At 68.5% G+C, this 18,395-nt stretch carries 17 protein-coding genes; 12 read left to right on the forward strand and 5 right to left on the reverse strand.

The genetic code is table 11. From position 1 onward, the window contains the following. Window positions 1-188: 188 nt before the first annotated feature. The 4 genes from ASD47_RS27195 to msrA all read left to right on the forward strand — a co-directional run bounded on the left by ASD47_RS27195 (window position 189) and on the right by msrA (window position 1,685). A complete protein-coding gene (locus tag ASD47_RS27195) occupies window positions 189-335 on the forward strand; it encodes a hypothetical protein (protein WP_163231966.1) in 147 nt (48 codons plus the stop codon). Window positions 336-448: 113 nt separating this feature from the next. Then, window positions 449-745, forward strand: a complete 297-nt coding sequence (locus tag ASD47_RS25810; protein ID WP_056762867.1) for a hypothetical protein — start codon at window positions 449-451, stop codon at window positions 743-745. Continuing rightward, window positions 742-1,026 carry a hypothetical protein gene (locus ASD47_RS25815; RefSeq protein WP_056762869.1) on the forward strand — a complete coding sequence of 95 codons (285 nt, stop codon included), beginning with the start codon at window positions 742-744 and terminating at the stop codon, window positions 1,024-1,026. Before ASD47_RS25810 ends, ASD47_RS25815 begins: the two co-directional genes overlap by 4 nt. 62 nt (window positions 1,027-1,088) lie before the next feature. Then, on the forward strand, window positions 1,089-1,685 hold the full coding sequence (gene msrA / locus ASD47_RS25820; RefSeq protein ID WP_056762987.1) for a peptide-methionine (S)-S-oxide reductase MsrA: 597 nt from the start codon (window positions 1,089-1,091) through the stop codon (window positions 1,683-1,685). A gap of 8 nt (window positions 1,686-1,693) precedes the next feature. Here msrA and ASD47_RS25825 read toward each other — a convergent pair whose 3' ends face one another. After that, window positions 1,694-2,164, reverse strand: a complete 471-nt coding sequence (locus ASD47_RS25825) for a hypothetical protein (RefSeq protein ID WP_056762871.1) — start codon at window positions 2,162-2,164, stop codon at window positions 1,694-1,696. 236 nt (window positions 2,165-2,400) lie between these two features. Here ASD47_RS25825 and ASD47_RS25830 point away from each other — a divergent pair, with 236 nt between their 5' ends. From ASD47_RS25830 to ASD47_RS25840, 3 genes are all read left to right on the forward strand, one after another. Next, entirely contained in the window at window positions 2,401-3,771 is a 1,371-nt protein-coding gene (locus tag ASD47_RS25830; protein ID WP_056762874.1) for a DUF4139 domain-containing protein, read from the forward strand. Between the two features lie 134 nt (window positions 3,772-3,905). Continuing rightward, window positions 3,906-5,465 (forward strand): DUF4139 domain-containing protein, encoded by a 1,560-nt coding sequence (locus tag ASD47_RS25835; RefSeq protein WP_235526224.1) that lies wholly within the window; start codon window positions 3,906-3,908, stop codon window positions 5,463-5,465. Between the two features lie 73 nt (window positions 5,466-5,538). After that, complete coding sequence (locus ASD47_RS25840; protein WP_056762879.1) at window positions 5,539-6,312, forward strand: transglutaminase family protein; 774 nt, start codon at window positions 5,539-5,541, stop codon at window positions 6,310-6,312. 22 nt (window positions 6,313-6,334) lie between these two features. On the opposite strand, the gene ASD47_RS25845 is transcribed toward ASD47_RS25840, so the two are convergent. Further along, entirely contained in the window at window positions 6,335-7,060 is a 726-nt protein-coding gene (locus tag ASD47_RS25845; protein WP_056762882.1) for a hypothetical protein, read from the reverse strand. A 262-nt stretch (window positions 7,061-7,322) separates the two neighbouring features. Then, window positions 7,323-7,928: a DUF1134 domain-containing protein gene (locus ASD47_RS25850; protein ID WP_056762884.1), complete on the reverse strand. Its 606-nt coding sequence runs from the start codon at window positions 7,926-7,928 to the stop codon at window positions 7,323-7,325. A gap of 155 nt (window positions 7,929-8,083) precedes the next feature. On the opposite strand from ASD47_RS25850, the gene lepA reads away from it, so the two are divergent. Then, the gene (lepA, locus tag ASD47_RS25855; protein WP_056762887.1) at window positions 8,084-9,892 is read left to right on the forward strand and encodes a translation elongation factor 4; all 1,809 of its coding nucleotides are present in this window, start codon (window positions 8,084-8,086) and stop codon (window positions 9,890-9,892) included. A 180-nt stretch (window positions 9,893-10,072) separates the two neighbouring features. On the opposite strand, the gene ASD47_RS25860 is transcribed toward lepA, so the two are convergent. Continuing rightward, a complete protein-coding gene (locus tag ASD47_RS25860) occupies window positions 10,073-10,555 on the reverse strand; it encodes a hypothetical protein (RefSeq protein ID WP_156402444.1) in 483 nt (160 codons plus the stop codon). A 108-nt stretch (window positions 10,556-10,663) separates the two neighbouring features. Between ASD47_RS25860 and ASD47_RS25865 the strand changes: the two genes are divergently transcribed. The 4 genes from ASD47_RS25865 to ASD47_RS25880 all read left to right on the forward strand — a co-directional run bounded on the left by ASD47_RS25865 (window position 10,664) and on the right by ASD47_RS25880 (window position 16,649). Continuing rightward, a complete protein-coding gene (locus tag ASD47_RS25865) occupies window positions 10,664-12,292 on the forward strand; it encodes an NAD(P)/FAD-dependent oxidoreductase (protein WP_056762894.1) in 1,629 nt (542 codons plus the stop codon). A gap of 164 nt (window positions 12,293-12,456) precedes the next feature. Then, a complete protein-coding gene (locus ASD47_RS25870) occupies window positions 12,457-13,080 on the forward strand; it encodes a glutathione S-transferase family protein (RefSeq protein WP_056762897.1) in 624 nt (207 codons plus the stop codon). A gap of 87 nt (window positions 13,081-13,167) precedes the next feature. Next, window positions 13,168-14,733 carry an amidase gene (locus tag ASD47_RS25875; protein WP_082564818.1) on the forward strand — a complete coding sequence of 522 codons (1,566 nt, stop codon included), beginning with the start codon at window positions 13,168-13,170 and terminating at the stop codon, window positions 14,731-14,733. Window positions 14,734-14,831: 98 nt separating this feature from the next. Beyond that, window positions 14,832-16,649: a VWA domain-containing protein gene (locus tag ASD47_RS25880; RefSeq protein WP_056762900.1), complete on the forward strand. Its 1,818-nt coding sequence runs from the start codon at window positions 14,832-14,834 to the stop codon at window positions 16,647-16,649. Here ASD47_RS25880 and ASD47_RS25885 read toward each other — a convergent pair. After that, window positions 16,646-18,355: a phospholipase D-like domain-containing protein gene (locus ASD47_RS25885; protein ID WP_082564819.1), complete on the reverse strand. Its 1,710-nt coding sequence runs from the start codon at window positions 18,353-18,355 to the stop codon at window positions 16,646-16,648. The genes ASD47_RS25880 and ASD47_RS25885 overlap by 4 nt on opposite strands. Window positions 18,356-18,395: the final 40 nt, after the last annotated feature.

Genomic DNA, 18,395 nt, shown 5'->3' on the forward strand with positions numbered 1-18,395 from the left:
GCGCCTAGGCTCTTCCCCCTCTGGGGAAAGACGGCCGAAGGCCAGTAGGGGGCAAGTGCTAGCCCCCTGAGCGCGACCGCCCAATTCTTGCCCATCCAGCGCCATTCGCCGCACCGGGGCGGCAAAGCCTTGCGCTGGCACCACGCCCACGCTACCTGTGTAATTGCACACGGAGTTTCCACGCCATCATGCTCTCGCAGCTGGCCCTGAACGTTCTGATCGCCACCGGCCTCACCGCCGGCGCCGCGATCGCGTGCGCGCGCGCCATTATGATGCAGGCCAAGATTAAAACCGTTCGTGTGCGAACGGGGCAGCACAGGCGCGCGGTCGACTAGACGACCACCAAGCCGAAAGATCGCAAGATCCGCAAAGCCCCGCTTCCCACCAGGAGCGGGGTTTTTGCTATGCGGTCGTCGGTCCTCCCTCAAATCCAAAGGACCTTGAACCCATGAGCTACCTGCCTTCCCCACCCGCCTTCAACTCCGACCACGAAGGCGTCACCGTTCACCAGCTGCTGCTGGCCGCCCATGACGCGCCCTCGGCGCTGGAAGCCGTCCGCCAGGGTCTGGCCGACAGCGGCGCCGAGCTGTGCGCCCTGTCGATGAAGCCGGTCGGCCAGATCGTCGAGGGCTCGCTGCGGGTCCGCCACCTCAGCGACCAGGCCGCCCGCCTGCTGGCCCGCGACCTGGCCGCCTGGCCGGGCGTCACCTCGGCCAGCGTTGAGCATCAGTGGGTGCGCCCATGAGCGAGAATGTGAGCGCGCTCGAACCGGCCCAACACGAAGAAGGCGACAAACGCCGGCTGTTCCTGGTGATCGCCGACGACACGCCCGACGCCCTGATGCGGGTGCTGGGCGTGGCCAGCGTCCAGCAGACCCGCCTGCGCGCCTTGAGCGCCCAGCCGGACGGGGCCGGCCTCAGCATCCGGCTGGAGCTGGACGACCAGGGCGACGAGCGGGCCCAGACCCTGGCCGCCCGCCTGTCGGCCTGCCCCGCGGTGCGCGGGGTCGGATTCGGCTGGCGATAGGCTGTAACCTTCGGCGCACGTCGTCCGTATCTAGGGATATGTCACCCCGGAGTTTCCCGATGATCCGCCGCCTGCTCGTCCTGGTCGCCAGTTTCGCCGCCATCCTGCTGCCCGCCGACGTGCTCGCGGCCGGCAAGCCCGCGCCGCCCGCAACCGCCGTGTTCGCCGGCGGCTGCTTCTGGTGCATGGAAAACGACATGCGCGGCATCCCCGGCGTGCTGAAGGTCGAGAGCGGCTATACCGGCGGCCATGTCGACCGGCCGACCTATCGCGACGTGACCAGCGAGACCTCGGGCCACTACGAGTCGGTGCGGGTCACCTATGATCCGGCCAAGCTCGACTACGGCTTCCTGCTCTACAAGTACTGGAAGCTGGTCGACCCTACCGACGACGGCGGCCAGTTCTGCGATCGCGGCCCGTCCTACCGTCCGGCGGTGTTCGTCACGCCGGCCCAGCGTCCCGTCGCCGAAAAGTCCCGCGCCGAGGCCGCCAAGCGCCTGAAAACCGGCGTGATGAAGGCCCAGATCCTGCCCCTGCAGACCTTTTGGCCGGCCGAGGCCTATCACCGCGACTACGCCAAGAACCACGCGGTCGAGTACCACGCCTACCGCCTGGGCTGCGGCCGCGACCTGCGGCTCAAGCAGGTGTGGGGCGGGTAGAGTTTAACCTAGGGCCCCTCGAACCGCTCGCTCGAATAGCCACGCACCGCCAGGGCGATGCTCGTCATGCAGACCAGGAAGGAGGCCGCGAAACTCAGAGCGGCCGCGGGGAGGCGGTGAACGAAACTCGCCGAAACGGTTAGCTCGGCGATCAACATGATGTTGACGGCCAGAAGCAGCCGATCACCCACGGGCAATCCCCACCCCGTCGACCGCGCCAACGCTCCCAGCGTCTTGGCCTGCACACGTCGCTCTGCGTTGAGCGCCGAGACCGCGTTCTGGAAGCGCCCATCGAACGTCGCGCAGCAAAACAGAATAGCCGCCGCGCAGCCAACGCCGACAGCGAGGTACGTCACCACCCCGTCGAGCACGAGCGACAAGAGATTTCCAGCGACCAGCGCGGCGGAAACCAGCGCGAGCGCCACGATCGGCAACCTGCACCGACGAGCCAAACGCGTGGCGAGCAGTTCCTGTGTCATGGCTCCGCATCGCACGACACCGAAATCCGGGCAAGCGCGCCTCCACCCGAGATGGCGCTTGGCAAAACGACTGATAAGGCGCGATTCAGCGGGGCGTCGGGCTGGCTCGAAGAACCTGTTGCTGCCGCGCGCCCGCCGGACCTGAATCGACGGGCCTGTATCACAGTTGTAATTTCACACTCGACTTCCGGCTGATCACATGAAACCTTGAGCGCAACCTCGGGAGGCGCTCTTACATGTTCCGTCACGCTTTGCTGGCCACGGCCGCCCTCACCCTCGCAAGCGCGGCGCACGCCCAGACCGCCCCCAGGCTTTCGGTGACGATCTACAACAACAACCTGGCCCTGGTGCAGGACGTGCGCGAGATCCCCGTCGCCGCCGGCCGCCAGAAGCTGGAGTTCAAGGATGTCTCGGCCGCCATCCGTCCCGAGACCGTCAGCCTGTCGGCCACCGGCCTGTCGGTCGTGGAGCAGAACTTCGACTACGACCTGCTGACCCCCGACAAGCTGATGGAGAAGGCGGTCGGCCAGCAGGTGAAGATCGTCCGCACCAATCCCGGCGACGGCAAGGAGACCACCGAAACCGCCACCGTCCTGGCCGCCAACGAAGGCGTGGTGCTGAAAATCGGCGACCGCATCGAGGTGCTGCGCGACGACGGCGTGCCCACCCGGGTGATCTTCGACAAGGTGCCCGAGACCCTGCGCGCCCGCCCGACCCTGTCGGTGACCGTCGAGGCCGACAAGGCCGGCGCCCGACCGACCACGCTCAGCTACCTGACCACCGGCTTGTCGTGGAAGGCCGACTATGTGGCGATGTTCGACGAGACCAGGGGCGCGCTGGACCTGCAGGGCTGGATCACCCTGGGCAACCAGTCCGGCACGGCCTTCGTCGACGCCGAGACCCAGCTGGTGGCCGGGTCGGTCAACACCCTGGCCAGCAACAGCGAATACCGCCCGCCCCGGCCGGCGCTCCAGGCGGCCGGGACCGAAAGCGGGAGCGGCGAGCGGGTCGCCGACTATTACCTCTATCCCCTGCCCCAACGCACGACGATCGCCGCCAACCAGAACAAGCAGGTCGGCTTCCTCAGCGCCCAGGGCGTGGCCGCCAAGAAGGTCTACGAAATCCGCCAGGACTGGTTCTCCAGCCAGGCCCAGCCGGAGTCCGCCACCGTCGCCATCCAGTTCAGCAACGCCAAGCTGGCGGGTCTGGGAAACCAGCTGCCGGCGGGGGTGATGCGGGTCTATGTGCGCGACAAGGCCGGCGACCCGAAATTCATCGGCGAGAACGCCATCGACCACACGCCGGCTGGCTCGGAACTGTCGATCAAGACCGGCGACGCCTTCGACGTCACCAGCCAGGGCACGCTGGTCAGCGACGAAAAGGTCTCCAAGACCCGCTCGCGCTACACGATGAAGTACCTGATCCGCAACGCCCGGCCCGAGCCGGTGACGGTCGAGCTGCGCCAGGGCGGCCTGTGGCGCGACGGCGAGGTCAAGGCCGAGAGCCTCAAGAGCCGCCGCGTCGACGCCCGCACCCTGGGCTGGAGCGTGCCCATCCCCGCCAACGGCGAGACCACCCTGACCTTCACGGTCGAGACGGGCTGGTGATCGAGTCCAACGCGGAAAGCTCCTCCCCCCTTGGGGAAGGTGTCCGCGAAGCGGACGGAGGGGGGAGTCTTCCGGCGTCCAACAACTCCCCCCTCCGTCGCCCGCGGCGACACCTCCCCCATGGGGGGAGGATCTTGGCGGGCGCCCTGCTTCTGTTCGCCGCGCCCGCCCTCGCCGACACCGTCGCCTCGCCAGGCCCGGACAAGGTCGCCGTCACCCTCTATCGCGGCGGCGACGGGCCTTTCCAGGCGCTGGAGGATTGGCAGCGCGAGGAGGCCATGGCCAAGGGCCTGATCCAGGTCACCGAGACGCGGACGGTGCTCCTGCCCGCCGGTCGCCACACCCTGCGCTTCGACGGCGTCGCCGACGCCCTGATCCCCCAGAGCGCCACGGTGGAAGGGCTGCCCGGCCCGGCCATCGAGCGCAACTACGACTACGCCCTGCTCAGCCCCGGAACCCTGGTCGAGCGCTCGCTGGGCCAGGCGGTGAAGGTCGTCCGCACCAACCGCAGGACCGGCCGGCGGACCGAGGAGACGGCCACCCTGCGCCAGGGGCCCGCGGGGGTGGTGCTGCAGACCGCCGGCGGGGTCGAGGCCCTGGGCTGTTCCGGCGGCGCCGAGGCCCTGGTGTTCGACAAGGTCCCGGCCGGGCTGTCGGACAAGCCGGCCCTGTCGACCGTGGTCGACGTCGCCGCGCCGATCCAGGCGACCCTGACCCTGTCCTACCTGGCGATCGGCGTGAACTGGCAGGCCGACTATGTCGCCCGCATCCACCCAAGCGGCAGGACCCTGGACCTGACCGGCTGGCTGACCCTGGTCAACGCCAGCGGCACCAGCTTCGCCGACGCGCCCACCCAGGCCGTCGCCGGCCGGCTGGCGCGCGTGGAGGTGGACGTGAAGCGGGGTGAGGCCAAGCCGGTCGCGCGCAAGTGCTGGCCGATGGACACCACCCATCACGGTCCGCGTCCCGTTCCGCCGCCGCCGCCGCCCGCGCCGCCGATGGCGATGGCGGGGGCCGTGGACATGCTGGACAGAGGGCTCGAGGAGGTCGTGGTCACCGGCAATCGCGCCAAACTCGCCGAACAATCCGAGTTGGGCGACTACAAGCTCTACACCCTGCCCGAACCCGTGACGGTCGCCGCGCGCCAGACCAAGCAGGTGGCCTTTCTCGACCAGAAGGACGTCGCCTTCCAGCGGCTCTATGTGGTCCAGCTCGACCCCTGGAGCGACTATGACGAGACCGACGACCCGCCGGCCACCACGGTCGTGCTGCGGCTGGACAACAGGCCGGCGGACGGTCTGGGCAAGCCCCTGCCGTCCGGCGCCTTGGCGGTGTTCGAGACGGCCGACGGACGCCCCGCCTTCGCCGGCGAGCAGGCCCTGCGCGACGTGCCCGTCGGCCAGCCCTTCGATCTGATGATCGGCGAGGCCATGGACGTGCGGGCCCGCCCGCGCCTGGTCGCCGAGCAGGATCGCCGCCAGGACCGCACGCGCCGCGTCTATGAGGTCGACCTCGCCAACGCCAAGACGGTCGCCATCGTCGCCGAGGTGCGAATGGCCACCAATCGACAAGGCTTCAAGATTGTCGCCGAGCCCACGGCCCACGACATCCGCGACGGCGCCGCGGCCTGGCGCGTGGCCCTGCCCGCCAATGGTCGCAAGACCTTGCGCTTGGTGGTGGAGTATGACGACTAGTCGCCAGGCGCTGGATCGCCGCTGAACCTCGCGCCCCGCGAGCCGTTGTCTGGGCTTATCGGAGGGGCTGGCCATGCGCGTGCATGTGAAGGCGCGGCTGGACTACGATTTCCCCGAACGGGTGGAATCCCTGCTGCAGATCGAGGCGGCGGTCGCCGACGACCAGGCGGTGCTCGACGAGCGGCTGACGTTCGACCCGCCCGTGGCGGTCACCCGCCGCGACGACCCGGCCACCGGCGAGCGGCGCGTGGTCTTCACCTGCCAGGGACGATTGGCCATCGCCTATGACGCCGTGGTCGAGATCGCCGCGCGCGACATGGCCCTGGCTGACGCCGCCCAGCACGCCATCGCCGACCTGCCGATCGATACCCTGCCCTATCTGCGCGGCAGCCGGTACTGCCCGTCCGACACCTTCGAAACCATCGCCGACCAGAAGTTCGGCGGCCTGCGCGGCGGCGCTCGGGTGGCGGCGATCGTCGACTGGATCATCGGACACCTGGAATACCGCCCGTGCAGCGACGCGCGGACCACCGCCCTGGAGACCTATGTCGAACGGGCCGGCGTCTGCCGCGACTTCGCCCACCTGGCCGTCACCCTGTGCCGGGCCAGCGACATCCCGGCCCGGGTGGCCAGCGTCTACGCCCCGGCCCTGCAGCCGCCGGACTTCCACGCCGTGGCCGAGGTCTTCGTCGGCGGCCGCTGGCGCCTGCTGGACCCCACGGGCCGGGCGCCCGTCGACGGTCTGGTCCGCATCGCCTACGGCCGCGACGCCGCCGACGTGGCCTTCCTGACCATCTTCGGCAAGGCGACGATGATGGCGCAGAGCGTGATGGTGACGGCGATCTGACCTCCCCCGTGACCGGAGAGGTTCAGGCCGCCTTCTTCCGCCGCGCCTTCGGCGTCTTCCGAAACACCCGCTCGAACAGCATGAAGGCCGCCGGAAGGGTCAGCAGGAACGACGCCAGCCCCGCCGCGCCCTTGGCGATCAGCACCGTGGCCTTGGGCACGCCGTAGATCGTGAACACCTTCACCGGCAACAGGATCTGCGGATCGCCGCCCAGCGCCTGGCCATTGGCCGAGATCGGCACGGCCTTGAACGTGGCCGGACGGACGTTGAACCGCACCAGCAGCACGTGGTCGCCCTCGGTCTTGGGCGAGATGATCCACTTGACCCGCTCGACGCCGGTGGCGGCGATGCGCTGGACGTCGAACTCGTGGCTGGGCGCCGGGGTCAGGGCCAGGTCCGCGCCGCTGAGCTCGACCTTCATGCCGGCCGGCGGCCCCACCGAACCATAACCGTAGGGATCTGGGACCGCGACGCTGGTCGAACCGGTCACCCAGCGGGCCTCGCCCGTGGTGTATTCGGCCTCCAGCACCCCTTCCTCGTTCTCGCGGATCGTGCGGGGGTACTTGATGTTCAGCCAGCCGATGGCCGTTCCGCTGGGGTCGCGGACAACGAAGCGCGGCGCGACGGCTGTAGCCGCCGGCGACCGCCCTTGGGCCGCAACGGCGTCGATCGCCCGGGGCAGCACCAGGGCGCAGGCGACCGCCAGCCCCAGCCAGACGAACCAGGTACGCTTGAGCCACTGCGACATGGCGCTTCCTTGCGTCGGACCGCCGCGAACCGACATCTCCGCGCGGCCGGATCTTCCCGTGAAGATTGATAATGCCGAGGAACTCGCGCGAAGCCAAGCGGCGGATGGGGCGCACGGACCTGTCCGGCTCGCCCCGCCTGGCGGCTTCGCCGTTTATCCGCCCCAGAGGGGGCGGAGCCTTACGTCCGGGCTCTTCCTCCCGGGGAGAGGAGACGACCGCGAAGGTGTCCGTAGGGGTAAGTCGAGAGGCCCCCTCGCGGTCTCAGAATGGCAAAATGTTGCGTTGGCGGCTGTAGGCCAGGTAGCCGACATTGGCGCCCAGGCGCAGGCCGACGCCGGCGCGGATCGGGGCCAGGGTGATGGTGTCCGCGCGCTGGTAGTTCACGCCCAGGCCGCCGACCAGATAGGCCGTGCCCTCCACGCCGGGGAAGCGGCGGAAGATGGCGTCCGGATACTGCAGGTTATAGCACAGGGTGAAGACCCGGCTGGCGTTGCCGCCCCAGTCCCAGCCCACCGACGGGCCCTGCCAGAACACCTCCTGGGTGTCCTTGCCCTTCATGTACAGCAGGCCCCGGCCGTAGCGCAGGCCCACGGCGATGGCGCCCGAGCCCTCTTCGCCGGCGATGTAGCCGGTGGGCTGGCCGTTGTCGCGGAAGGCGCGCTCGATCACCGCGCCGATGCTCTCGGCGGTCACGCCCAGGAAGTCCGAGCCGCTGCGGATCATCTCGTCGGCCGAATAGGTCTGGGCCCGTCCGGTGTCGTACTGCGACCGCGGCGGCGGGTCGCCCGGGCGTTCCTGAGCGGTGCTGGCGCAGGCGCTCAGCCCGGCGGTGGCCATGCCCGAAAGGATCAGCTTGCGGCGGTCCATGTGCTCTCTCGCGATTCCAACAGCCTGGACTGTCTCAGTCCTTTGAGTCGGGTTTGCGGCTGGAAGCTTAACGGCGAGTTAACCATGACCGTTCCTCAGACGTGTGGGGAGGAACGACGCTCGCGAACGCCCGCAAATATGCTAGACGCACGGCCATGACTTCGACGCCTCTCGACCGCATCCGCAATTTCTCGATCGTGGCCCACATCGACCACGGCAAATCCACCCTCTCCGACCGCCTGATCCAGGAGACCGGCGGCCTGACCGCGCGCGAAATGAGCGCCCAGGTGCTGGACAACATGGACATCGAGAAGGAGCGCGGGATCACCATCAAGGCGCAGACCGTGCGCCTGAAGTACAAGGCCGACGACGGCCAGGACTACGTCCTGAACCTGATGGACACCCCCGGCCACGTCGACTTCGCCTACGAGGTCAGCCGCAGCCTGGCCGCCTGCGAGGGCTCCATCCTGGTGGTTGACGCCAGTCAGGGCGTCGAGGCCCAGACCCTGGCCAACGTCTATTCGGCCATCGACAACAACCACGAGATCGTTCCGGTCCTCAACAAGATCGACCTGCCGGCCGCCGAGCCCGAGCGCGTGCGCGCCCAGATCGAGGACCTGATCGGCCTGGACGCCAGCGACGCCGTCCTCGCCAGCGCCAAGTCCGGCCTGGGCATCCACGAGGTGCTGGAGGCCATCGTCACCCGCCTGCCCGCCCCCAAGGGCGACCTTAACGCCCCGCTCAAGGCCCTGCTGGTCGACGCCTGGTACGACGCCTATCTGGGCGTCGTGGTGCTGGTCCGCATCTTCGACGGCACGCTCAAGGCCGGCCAGCAGGTGCGGATGATGCAGACCGGCGCCACCCACCGCATCGACAAGGTCGGGGTGTTCACCCCCAAGGCCACCGACGTCGACCAACTGGGCCCGGGCGAGGTCGGCTTCTTCACCGCCTCGATCAAGGAGGTGGCCGACGCGGCCGTCGGCGACACCATCACCGACGAGAAGAAGCAGACCGCCCAGGCCCTGCCGGGCTTCAAGGAAGTCCAGCCCGTGGTGTTCTGCGGCCTGTTCCCGGTCGACGCCGCCGACTTCGAGGACCTGCGCGCCGCGGTCGGCAAGCTGCGCCTGAACGACGGCAGCTTCACCTACGAGATGGAGAGCAGCGCCGCCCTGGGCTTCGGCTTCCGCTGCGGGTTCCTCGGCCTGCTGCACCTGGAAATCATCCAGGAGCGCCTCAGCCGCGAGTTCGACCTCGACCTGATCGCGACCGCCCCCTCGGTGGTCTACAAGATCCACATGCGCGACGGCACGGAGATGGAGCTCCACAACCCCGCCGACCTGCCCGACGTGATGCAGATCGAGAGCATCAGCGAGCCGTGGATCAAGGCCACCATCTTCACGCCCGACGAGTATCTGGGCGGCGTGATCAAGCTGTGCCAGGACCGCCGTGGCATGCAGCGCGAGCTCAGCTACGTCGGCAGCCGGGCCATGGTGGTCTACGACCTGCCGCTGAACGAGGTGGTGTTCGACTTCTACGACCGCCTGAAGTCGATCTCCAAGGGCTACGCGTCGTTCGACTACCAGGTCGAGGACTACCGGCCCGGCGACCTGGTCAAGATGTCGATCCTGGTCAACGCCGAGCCCGTCGACGCCCTGTCGATGCTGGTCCACCGCGACCGCGCCGAGAGCCGCGGCCGGGGCATGTGCGAGAAGATGAAGGAACTCATCCCGCAGCACATGTTCGTCATCCCCATCCAGGCGGCGATCGGCGGCCGGATCATCGCCCGTGAAACCGTCCGCGCCCTCCGCAAGGACGTCACCGCCAAGTGCTACGGCGGCGACGCCAGCCGCAAGCGCAAGCTGCTGGACAAGCAGAAGGCCGGCAAGAAGCGCATGCGCCAGTTCGGCAAGGTCGAGATCCCGCAGGAAGCGTTCATCGCGGCGCTGAAGATGGACGGGGATTGATCCGGACGGCGGGAGTCTTTCGAGACCTAAGGCGGATCGACATTCAGCACCCAGGGCCGAAAACCTCGTACTTCGACAAGCTCAGGATGAGGTTTTCCACGGCTCGGTCTGCAAATGGGTCCTCATCCTGAGCGTGTCGAAGGACAAGGACCACGCACAGCCTTGAGATGTCGATCGGTCCTAGTCCATCCCCAAGGTGGGAAAGAAGGTCCGGATATGCATCTGCGACGGTCGTCCGGGCTTCTTGTCGATGACCATCGTCGCGTACCGGCAGGGAAAGGTCCTCGCCCCGTCCCCCTGGGCGTAGCGCACGACCAGCGGGCGCGGAAGCTCGACATGCTTCAGGGTCCAGGGCTCGAAACGAGGGCGGGCCGTGTAAAAGTCGACCAGGATGGGCTCGGCTTCCGGCGAATTGAGCACCATCGCGCCGGCTGTCACCGCGTCGGCGAACGTGATGAAGGATGTGATCGCGACAATTCGTCCGTTGGTGTGGGGGCTGCTCCTGGCGTTCTGCATCCTCTGATTCAGAAACTGGTTCGAAGCGTTCACGTGCCGCTCGCCGGTATGCCCAATTCGGCGACCGTCCGACACGGCCACGCCTTCGGAATGCATGAAGATGGCCCGAACGTCGTTTTCGGAAAACACATGCGTATTCAACGCCACTACTCCTCCACCTATCCGAGCAGATCACCACCGCTGACTCGGGAAAACAAGACGCCGGAAGCCGCCAAGCCGATGGCGCTTCTCCCCTCTTGCCGCTAAATCCCCGCCATGCTGCGCATTTCCGACCTCAAGCTGCCGTTGGGGCATGACGCCGAGGCCCTGGCCCCCGCCGTCTGCAACCGCCTGGGGATCCCCGAACGTGACCTCCTCAGCCACACCGTCGTCCGCCGCGCCCATGACGCGCGGAAGAAGGCGGCGATCCTGATGGTCTATACGGTCGACGTCGCCCTGCGCGACGAGGCGGCGGTGCTGGCGCGGTTCGAGCGCGACAGCCAGGTGCGGGTGAGGCCCGACACCGACTATCGGCCGGTGGCCCAGGCCCCGAAGGACTTCACTGGTCCCGGCCCCGTCGTGATCGGCGCCGGGCCCTGCGGCCTGTTCGCCGGACTGATCCTGGCCCAGATGGGCTTCAAGCCGATCATCCTGGACCGGGGCAAGGTGGTGCGCGAGCGGACCAAGGACACCTGGGGCCTGTGGCGGCGCGGCGAGCTGAACCCCGAGTCCAACGTCCAGTTCGGCGAGGGCGGGGCGGGCACCTTCTCGGACGGCAAGCTCTACAGCCAGATCAAGGATCCCCGCCACCTGGGCCGAAAGGTGCTGGAGGAGTTCGTCAAGGCCGGCGCGCCCGAGGAGATCCTGACCGAGGCCCACCCGCACATCGGCACCTTCCGCCTGGTGACCATGGTCGAGAGCATGCGGGAGACCATCGAGGCCTTGGGCGGCGAGTATCGCTGGCAGCATCGGGTCGACGACTTCGATATCGAGACCGCCGCCGACGGCGCACGCCAGCTGAAGGGCCTGCACCTGTCGACCGGCGACTATCTGGCGGCCGAGCACGTGGTGCTGGCGGTCGGCCACAGCGCCCGCGACACGTTCCAGGTGCTGCACGACCGGGGCGTCCACATCGAGGCCAAGCCGTTCTCGATCGGGGTGCGGATCGAGCATCCGCAGTCGTGGATGGACAAGGCCCGCTTCGGGGCCTGCGCCGGCCATCCGGACCTGGGCGCGGCCGACTACAGCCTGGCCCACCACTGCGCCAACGGCCGCACGGTCTACAGCTTCTGCATGTGCCCGGGCGGCACGGTGGTGGCCGCGACCTCCGAGCCGAACCGCGTGGTGACCAACGGCATGAGCCAGTATTCGCGCAACGAGCGCAACGCCAACTCGGGCTTCGTGGTCGGCATCGATCCCGAGCGCGACTATCCGGGCCATCCGCTGGCCGGCATCGAGTTCCAGCGGAAGTGGGAAAGCCTGGCCTATGTGGCCGGCGGGTCGACCTACGCCGCCCCGGCCCAGAAGGTCGGCGATTTCCTGGCCGGCCGGCCGTCGGAGGCGCTGGGCGAGGTGCAGCCTTCGTATAGGCCCGGCATCAAGATGACCGACTTGGCCGAATGCCTGCCGCCGTTCGTGCTGGAGGCCATGCGCGAGGCCCTGCCGGTGTTCGGCCGCCAGATCGCCGGCTACGACCATCCCGACGTGCTGCTGACGGGCGTGGAGACCCGCACCTCCTCGCCGATCCGCATCACCCGCGGCAAGGACTTCCAGAGCCTCAATGTCGCGGGCCTTTTCCCGGCCGGCGAAGGCGCGGGCTACGCCGGCGGCATCCTCTCGGCGGCGGTCGACGGCATCAAGGTCGCCGAGGCGGTGGCGGCGGCTTATGTCGGGGATGGGGTTTAGGGCGCTCCCTATCTTCCCACTCATCCCGACGAAAGTCGGACCCAAGCCGAGTTGGAAGGCTAGATTGCTGGGCCTGCTAGCGCGTCGCACCCCTTGCTGACAGACCGCTTGGGTCCCGACTTTCGTCAGGATGAGTGGATTTAAAAAGTATCGGAGACCTCCCCATGCTCAAGATTCTCGGCCGCACCTCCTCGCTGAACGTCCGCAAGGTGCTGTGGACGCTGGACGAATTGGGCCTGGCCTATGAGCGCGAGGACTGGGGCATGGGCTTCGCCTCGACCAAGTCGCCCGAGTTCCTGGCCCTGAACCCCAACGGCCTGGTGCCGGTGCTGATCGACGAGCAGGGCGCACTCTACGAGAGCAACACCATCTGCCGCTACCTGGCCGCCCGCTACGGTCACGGCCACCTGCTGCCGGTCGAGCCGCGGCCGCGCGCCGTGGTCGAACAGTGGATGGACTGGCAGGCCACCGACCTCAACCCGACCTGGGGCTACGCCTTCCTGGCCCTGGGCCGGCCGACGCCGGGCTATGACGACCGCGACAAGATCGCCGCCAGCGTCGAGGCCTGGAACCGGGCCATGGCCATCCTCGACCAGCGCCTGGCGCAGACCGGCGCCCACGTCGCCGGCCACGACTTCACCCTGGCCGACATCGTATTGGGCGTGTCGGTGCACCGCTGGATGGCGACGCCGATGGAGCGCGCGAACTTGCCGGCGGTCGCGGCCTATTATGCGCGGCTGAAAGAGCGTCCGGAATTCGGCCGGTGGGCCCTGGACGAGGTTCCCTAGCGGCGCCTGTTCACGCCCCCTTTTCGGCCGTTGCGCCGTGGAAGGGGCGGTGTTCATCTGAGGGCCTTGCATGTTCGGGGGTGAAACATGATCCGAAAGATCTTGCGCATCGGCGCGACGACCAGCCTGGTCCTGGCCGCCACCACCGCGATAGGCGCCGAGCCCCAGGTCCGATCCCGGGCCTTGCATGTCAATTCGGTTATCACGGGCTATGCCGACGGCTCGATTTCCATCGAACAGGATGTCCAGAATCGCCTCGGCCGGATCCAGCTTCTCAACCCCCAGCTCCATGCGGTCATCGCCCTGAACCCCCACGCCCTGGCCGACGCCCGGGCGCTGGACGCGGAGCGCACGGCCGGCAAGGCCCGGGGGCCGCTGCACGGCGTGCCGATCCTGCTGAAGGACAATATCGAGAGCGCCGACGACACGGCCACCACCGCCGGCTCCCTTGCCCTGAAGGACAATGTCACGGGCCGCGACGCACCGCTGGTCCGACGGCTGACGGACGCCGGCATGGTGATCCTGGGCAAGACCAATCTTTCGGAATGGGCCAATATCCGCTCCAGCCACTCGATCAGCGGCTGGAGCGCGGTGGGCGGCACGGTGCGCAACCCCTATGTGCTGGACCGCAGCGCCTGCGGCTCGTCCAGCGGTTCCGGGGCGGCGGTGGCGGCGGGCCTGGCCCCGGCGGCGATCGGCACCGAGACCGACGGCTCGATCACCTGCCCCGCGGCGATCAACGGCCTGGTCGGCCTCAAGCCCACCGTGGGCCTGGTGTCGCGCACCCACATCGTGCCGATCAGCCACAGCCAGGACACCGCCGGGCCGATGACCCGCACGGTCGCCGACGCCGCCCTGGTCCTGACCGCCATCGCCGGGTCCGACCCCGCCGACCCGGCCACCCGCGAGGCTGACGCCCGCAAGACCGACTACGCCAAGGGCCTGTCCAAGGACGCGCTGAAGGGCGTGACCCTGGCCGTCGCCCGCTTCTACACCGGCTATTCGCCCAGCACGGACGCGGTGTTCGAACAGGCGCTGAGCGACCTGAAGGCCCAGGGCGCGACCCTGGTCGAGGTCAAAGCTTTCGACGAGGGCCCGATCGGCAAGGCCGAGGGCGTGGTGCTCTATACCGAGCTGAAGGTCGATCTGAACGCCTACCTGGCCTCGACCGACCCGGCCAAGGTCAGGACCCGCACGCTGGCGGACCTGATCGCCTTCAACAAGGCCACGCCCAAGGAACTGGAATGGTTCGGCCAGGAGAGTTTCGAGAAGGCGGAAGCCACCAAGGGTTATGACGATCCGGAGTACATCAAGGCCGTCGCCGACGGGAAGCGGTTGGCGGGGCCTGAGGGCATCGACAAGATCCTCAAGGACACGGGCGCGGTCGCCATCGTCGCCCCGACCACGGGGCCGGCCTGGACCATCGACCCGCTGAACGGCGACCATTACGGCGGCTCGTCCACCACCCTGCCCGCCGTGGCCGGCTATCCGCACCTGACCGTGCCGATGGGCCAGGTCGGCGGCCTGCCGGTGGGCTTGAGCTTCATCGGCCCGGCCTGGAGCGAGGCGCGGCTGCTGAACTTGGGCTATGCCTACGAGCAGGCCACCCATCGGCGGGTCGAGCCGAAGTTCCTGCTGACGGTGGCGCCATAGACACGGGGCCCGCCAAACGACGATCGGTCCTTAGCGTGCTCTGGCGCGGATGTTTTACACGTGTAATCATTCCTCATCATCGGGAGAGGAACAAGATCATGGTCACACGCCTCCTTCGCGCCGCCGGGGTCAGCCTGCTGGCCCTGGCCGTCGCCGCCCCCGCGGCCACCCCGGGCCTGGCCGCCGCGCCGCAGGACGGGCCGGTCACGCCCGAAGCCTGCGCGGCCCTTGGCTTCAGCGCCCCGGTCGAGGAACAGCTGACGGTCTCGGCCAAGCGACGCACCGCGACGGCCGGCGTCCAGCCCCGTCCGGCTTTCATGCCGCCGGCCAACATGGCGACGCCGCCGCCTCTGCCGATCCCCCCGGTTCGCGAAGCCTTCGCCGGCCCGCCGCCACCTCCCCCACCACCACCGCCACCGCCACCGCCACCGCCGCCCAGCATGGCTTATCGGATAGCGCCGCCGGTGATCTCCGGCGTTCCTTCGGTTCCCAGCAACCGGGATACCGAACGCTACCCGGACGCCGTCGCCAACCCCGTCAAGCGCGTGGCCGAAGAGCCGGTCTCGACCTTCTCGATCGACGTCGACACCGCCGCCTATGCCAATGTCCGCCGCTTCCTCAACGAGGGCGCCGCCCCGCCGCGCGACGCCGTGCGGGTCGAGGAGCTGGTCAACTACTTCGACTACGGCTACGCCCGACCGACCGCCCAGGAGCCGCCGTTCAGGCCGACCGTGGCCGTCGTGCCCTCGCCCTGGTCCAAGGATCGCCAGCTGCTGCACATCGGCGTCCAGGGCTACGCCGCGCCCCGCGCCGGCCAGCCGCCGCTGAACCTGGTCTTCCTGGTCGACACCTCCGGCTCGATGTCCGGGCCCGACCGCTTGCCCCTGGCCCAGAAGGCGCTGAACGTCCTGATAGACCAGCTACGGCCGCAGGACCGGGTGGCGATCGTGGCCTATGCCGGCTCGGCCGGGGCGGTGCTGTCGCCCACCGACGGACGCTCAAAGCTGAAGATGCGCTGCGCCCTGACGGCCTTGCATTCGGGCGGTTCGACGGCCGGCGGCCAGGGACTGAAGCTGGCCTACGACCTGGCCCGGCAGAACTTCGATCCCAAGGCCGTCAACCGGGTGATCCTGATGACCGACGGCGACTTCAACGTCGGTATCGCCGAGCCCACCCGGCTGAAGGACTTCGTGTCCGACCAGCGCAAGAGCGGCGTCTACCTGTCGGTCTATGGCTTTGGTCGCGGCAACTACAACGACACCATGATGCAGGCCCTGGCCCAGAACGGCAACGGCACGGCGGCCTATGTCGACAGCCTGCAGGAGGCCCGCAAGCTGCTGCGCGACGACTTCGACAGCGCCCTCTTCCCCATCGCCGACGACGTGAAGATCCAGGTCGAGTTCAACCCGGCCCAGGTCAGCGAATACCGGCTGATCGGCTACGAGACCCGGCTGCTCAATCGCGAGGACTTCAACAACGACCAGGTCGACGCCGGCGAGGTGGGCTCGGGCGCGGCGGTGACGGCGATCTACGAGATCACCCCGGCCGGGGCCAGGCCGTCGTCCGACCCGCTGCGCTACGGCGCCAAGCCGCCGCCGGCGACGGGCGGGCGCGAGCTGGCCTTCCTGAAGATCCGCTACAAGCCGCCCGGCGGTTCGGCCTCGAAGCTGATCGAGCGTCCGATCGGGGCCGGCGACGTGCGCGACAGCCTGTCCGCCGCGCCGGAATCCACACGCTTCGCCGTGGCCGTCGCCGCCTACGGCCAGAAGCTGCGCGGTGATCCCTGGGTCGACGCCGGCTTCGACTGGAGCGCGGTCACCGACCTGGCCCAGGGCGCGCGGGGCGAGGATCCCTACGGCCTGCGGGCCGAGTTCGTGCAGCTGACCCGAGCGGCCAAGGACGTGAAGGGGAGCTAGGTGATCAGCCCCAGGAACGCCAGGCGGTCACGCTGCTCGCGCGTTCCTGGGGTGAAATACTTCTCCGACCAGGCATCGGTGTCCTTGAGGGCGAAGACCTGGTTGGCCTCGAGCTTGGCGTCCTTGCGCGAGCGGAACCAGTAGTGCTCGAACATCCGCATGAAGTCGGCGACATAGACGTCGGCCACCGCGGTGTCGCCCCGGAAGACCAGCACATTGGAGTCGTTGGCCACCGTCGAGTTGGTCGAGAAGTTCGCCGAGCCGGTGACCAGCACTGGGTCGGCGCCGAACGGGTCGGCCAGGATGATCTTGGAGTGGATGTGGATGCCGGCATGATGGAAGCCCTCGTCCATCATCAGCCGGTCACGATCCAGCTTGCGCTTCTGGAAGTCGGCCAGCTTGATGCCCTCGAACGGCTTGGCGACCGCCGCCATGTTCCCGGGATCGGCGTTGAGGGCGTCGATATTGCCCTTCTCGCCATAGGAGCCTTCCTTGTCGGCCAGCATGAACCGCATCGCCCCATCGGTCGGCGAGCCCAGCACGGCGCGGATCCTCTCGTGCAGGGCGAAGGGGGCGCTGACCATCAACACCTTGGCTGTCCTGCAGATGTCGGCATAGAGATCGATCATCCCCAGGCCGTTCTGCGGTGAGAACAGCGGCGTCGTCCCGTGCTGCAGCGCCGCCCGGTTCAGCGGCGTGGGCGTGATGACGTCGTTCCTGGCCTGGGTGGCGTCGATGCTCAGATCCTGGGCCAGCACCTGGAAGCCGGCCTCGTAGCGCTCGGCGACGGTGGTGTCGTAGACCGCATGACCGACGTTGAGCTGGCCGTAGACGCCGCCTTCGGTCCAGTTCGTGCCGCCGGTCCACACCGCGATCGGCTTCAGCGCGCCCGCCGCGTCCTTGCGCAGCAGGACCAGATACTTGTTGTGCATGATCGCCGAGCCTTGGGTGCGCGGCGTGGTCGGGAATTCGACGCCCAGGCTGTCGATCGCGTGCCGGTTCTCCTCCGCCGTCTTCCCGCCGTTGCGGGCGTGATAGACGATGTGCACCTCGGCGCCGCGTTTCTGGGCCTGGATCAGGGCCCGGATCGGCGTTGGCTTCTCGAATTCATAGATGCAGCCGTGCAGGGCGAAGTCCGGTCCGTCGGCCTTGGCGATGAAGGCCACCAGCCCTTCTTCCAGGCCGCGCGACAGCCACGTCAGGGCCTCGGGAATGTCATCGGGATCGTTGTCGCCGAACTTGTTGACATAGGCCTGGCTGGCGGCCGCCCCGCGATTGAAGAAGATCGAGGTGGCCGCGTTGCGATTGTCCTCGGTGCGCAGTTCCAGGCTGACGCCGCCGGGGATGGCGTCGAACCCGCCGGGGCGTTCGGCGCTCACGCCTTGGGCCAGGATCTCGGCCGGCGTCCCGTAGCGGGCCACCACGCGATAACGGTAGAGCCGCCCCGGCTCGGTGGTGTAGTCGCCCCAGCGGAACTTCTGCAACGGCGCCCGGGCCGTGGTCACCCATTCGGGATTGGGATCGCTCATGAAGCGCAGCGAATTCGGCAGCCAGCGGCGATCGCCGGTGCCGACATCGGTGCGTTCGATCGAGAAGCCCAGGCATCCGCCGCGGCGCGCATCGGCCAGGTCGAACGCCAGCAACGCCGCGTGCGTCCCGGCGATCACCCGCACCGTCAAACCGTCCTTCGAAGCCCTCGCACGCATCGCTCGCCTCCCCCGCCGCTTTATGCGGGAGAATGAACGA

This window comes from Caulobacter sp. Root1472 (assembly GCF_001426985.1).
Lineage (GTDB): Bacteria > Pseudomonadota > Alphaproteobacteria > Caulobacterales > Caulobacteraceae > Caulobacter > Caulobacter rhizosphaerae.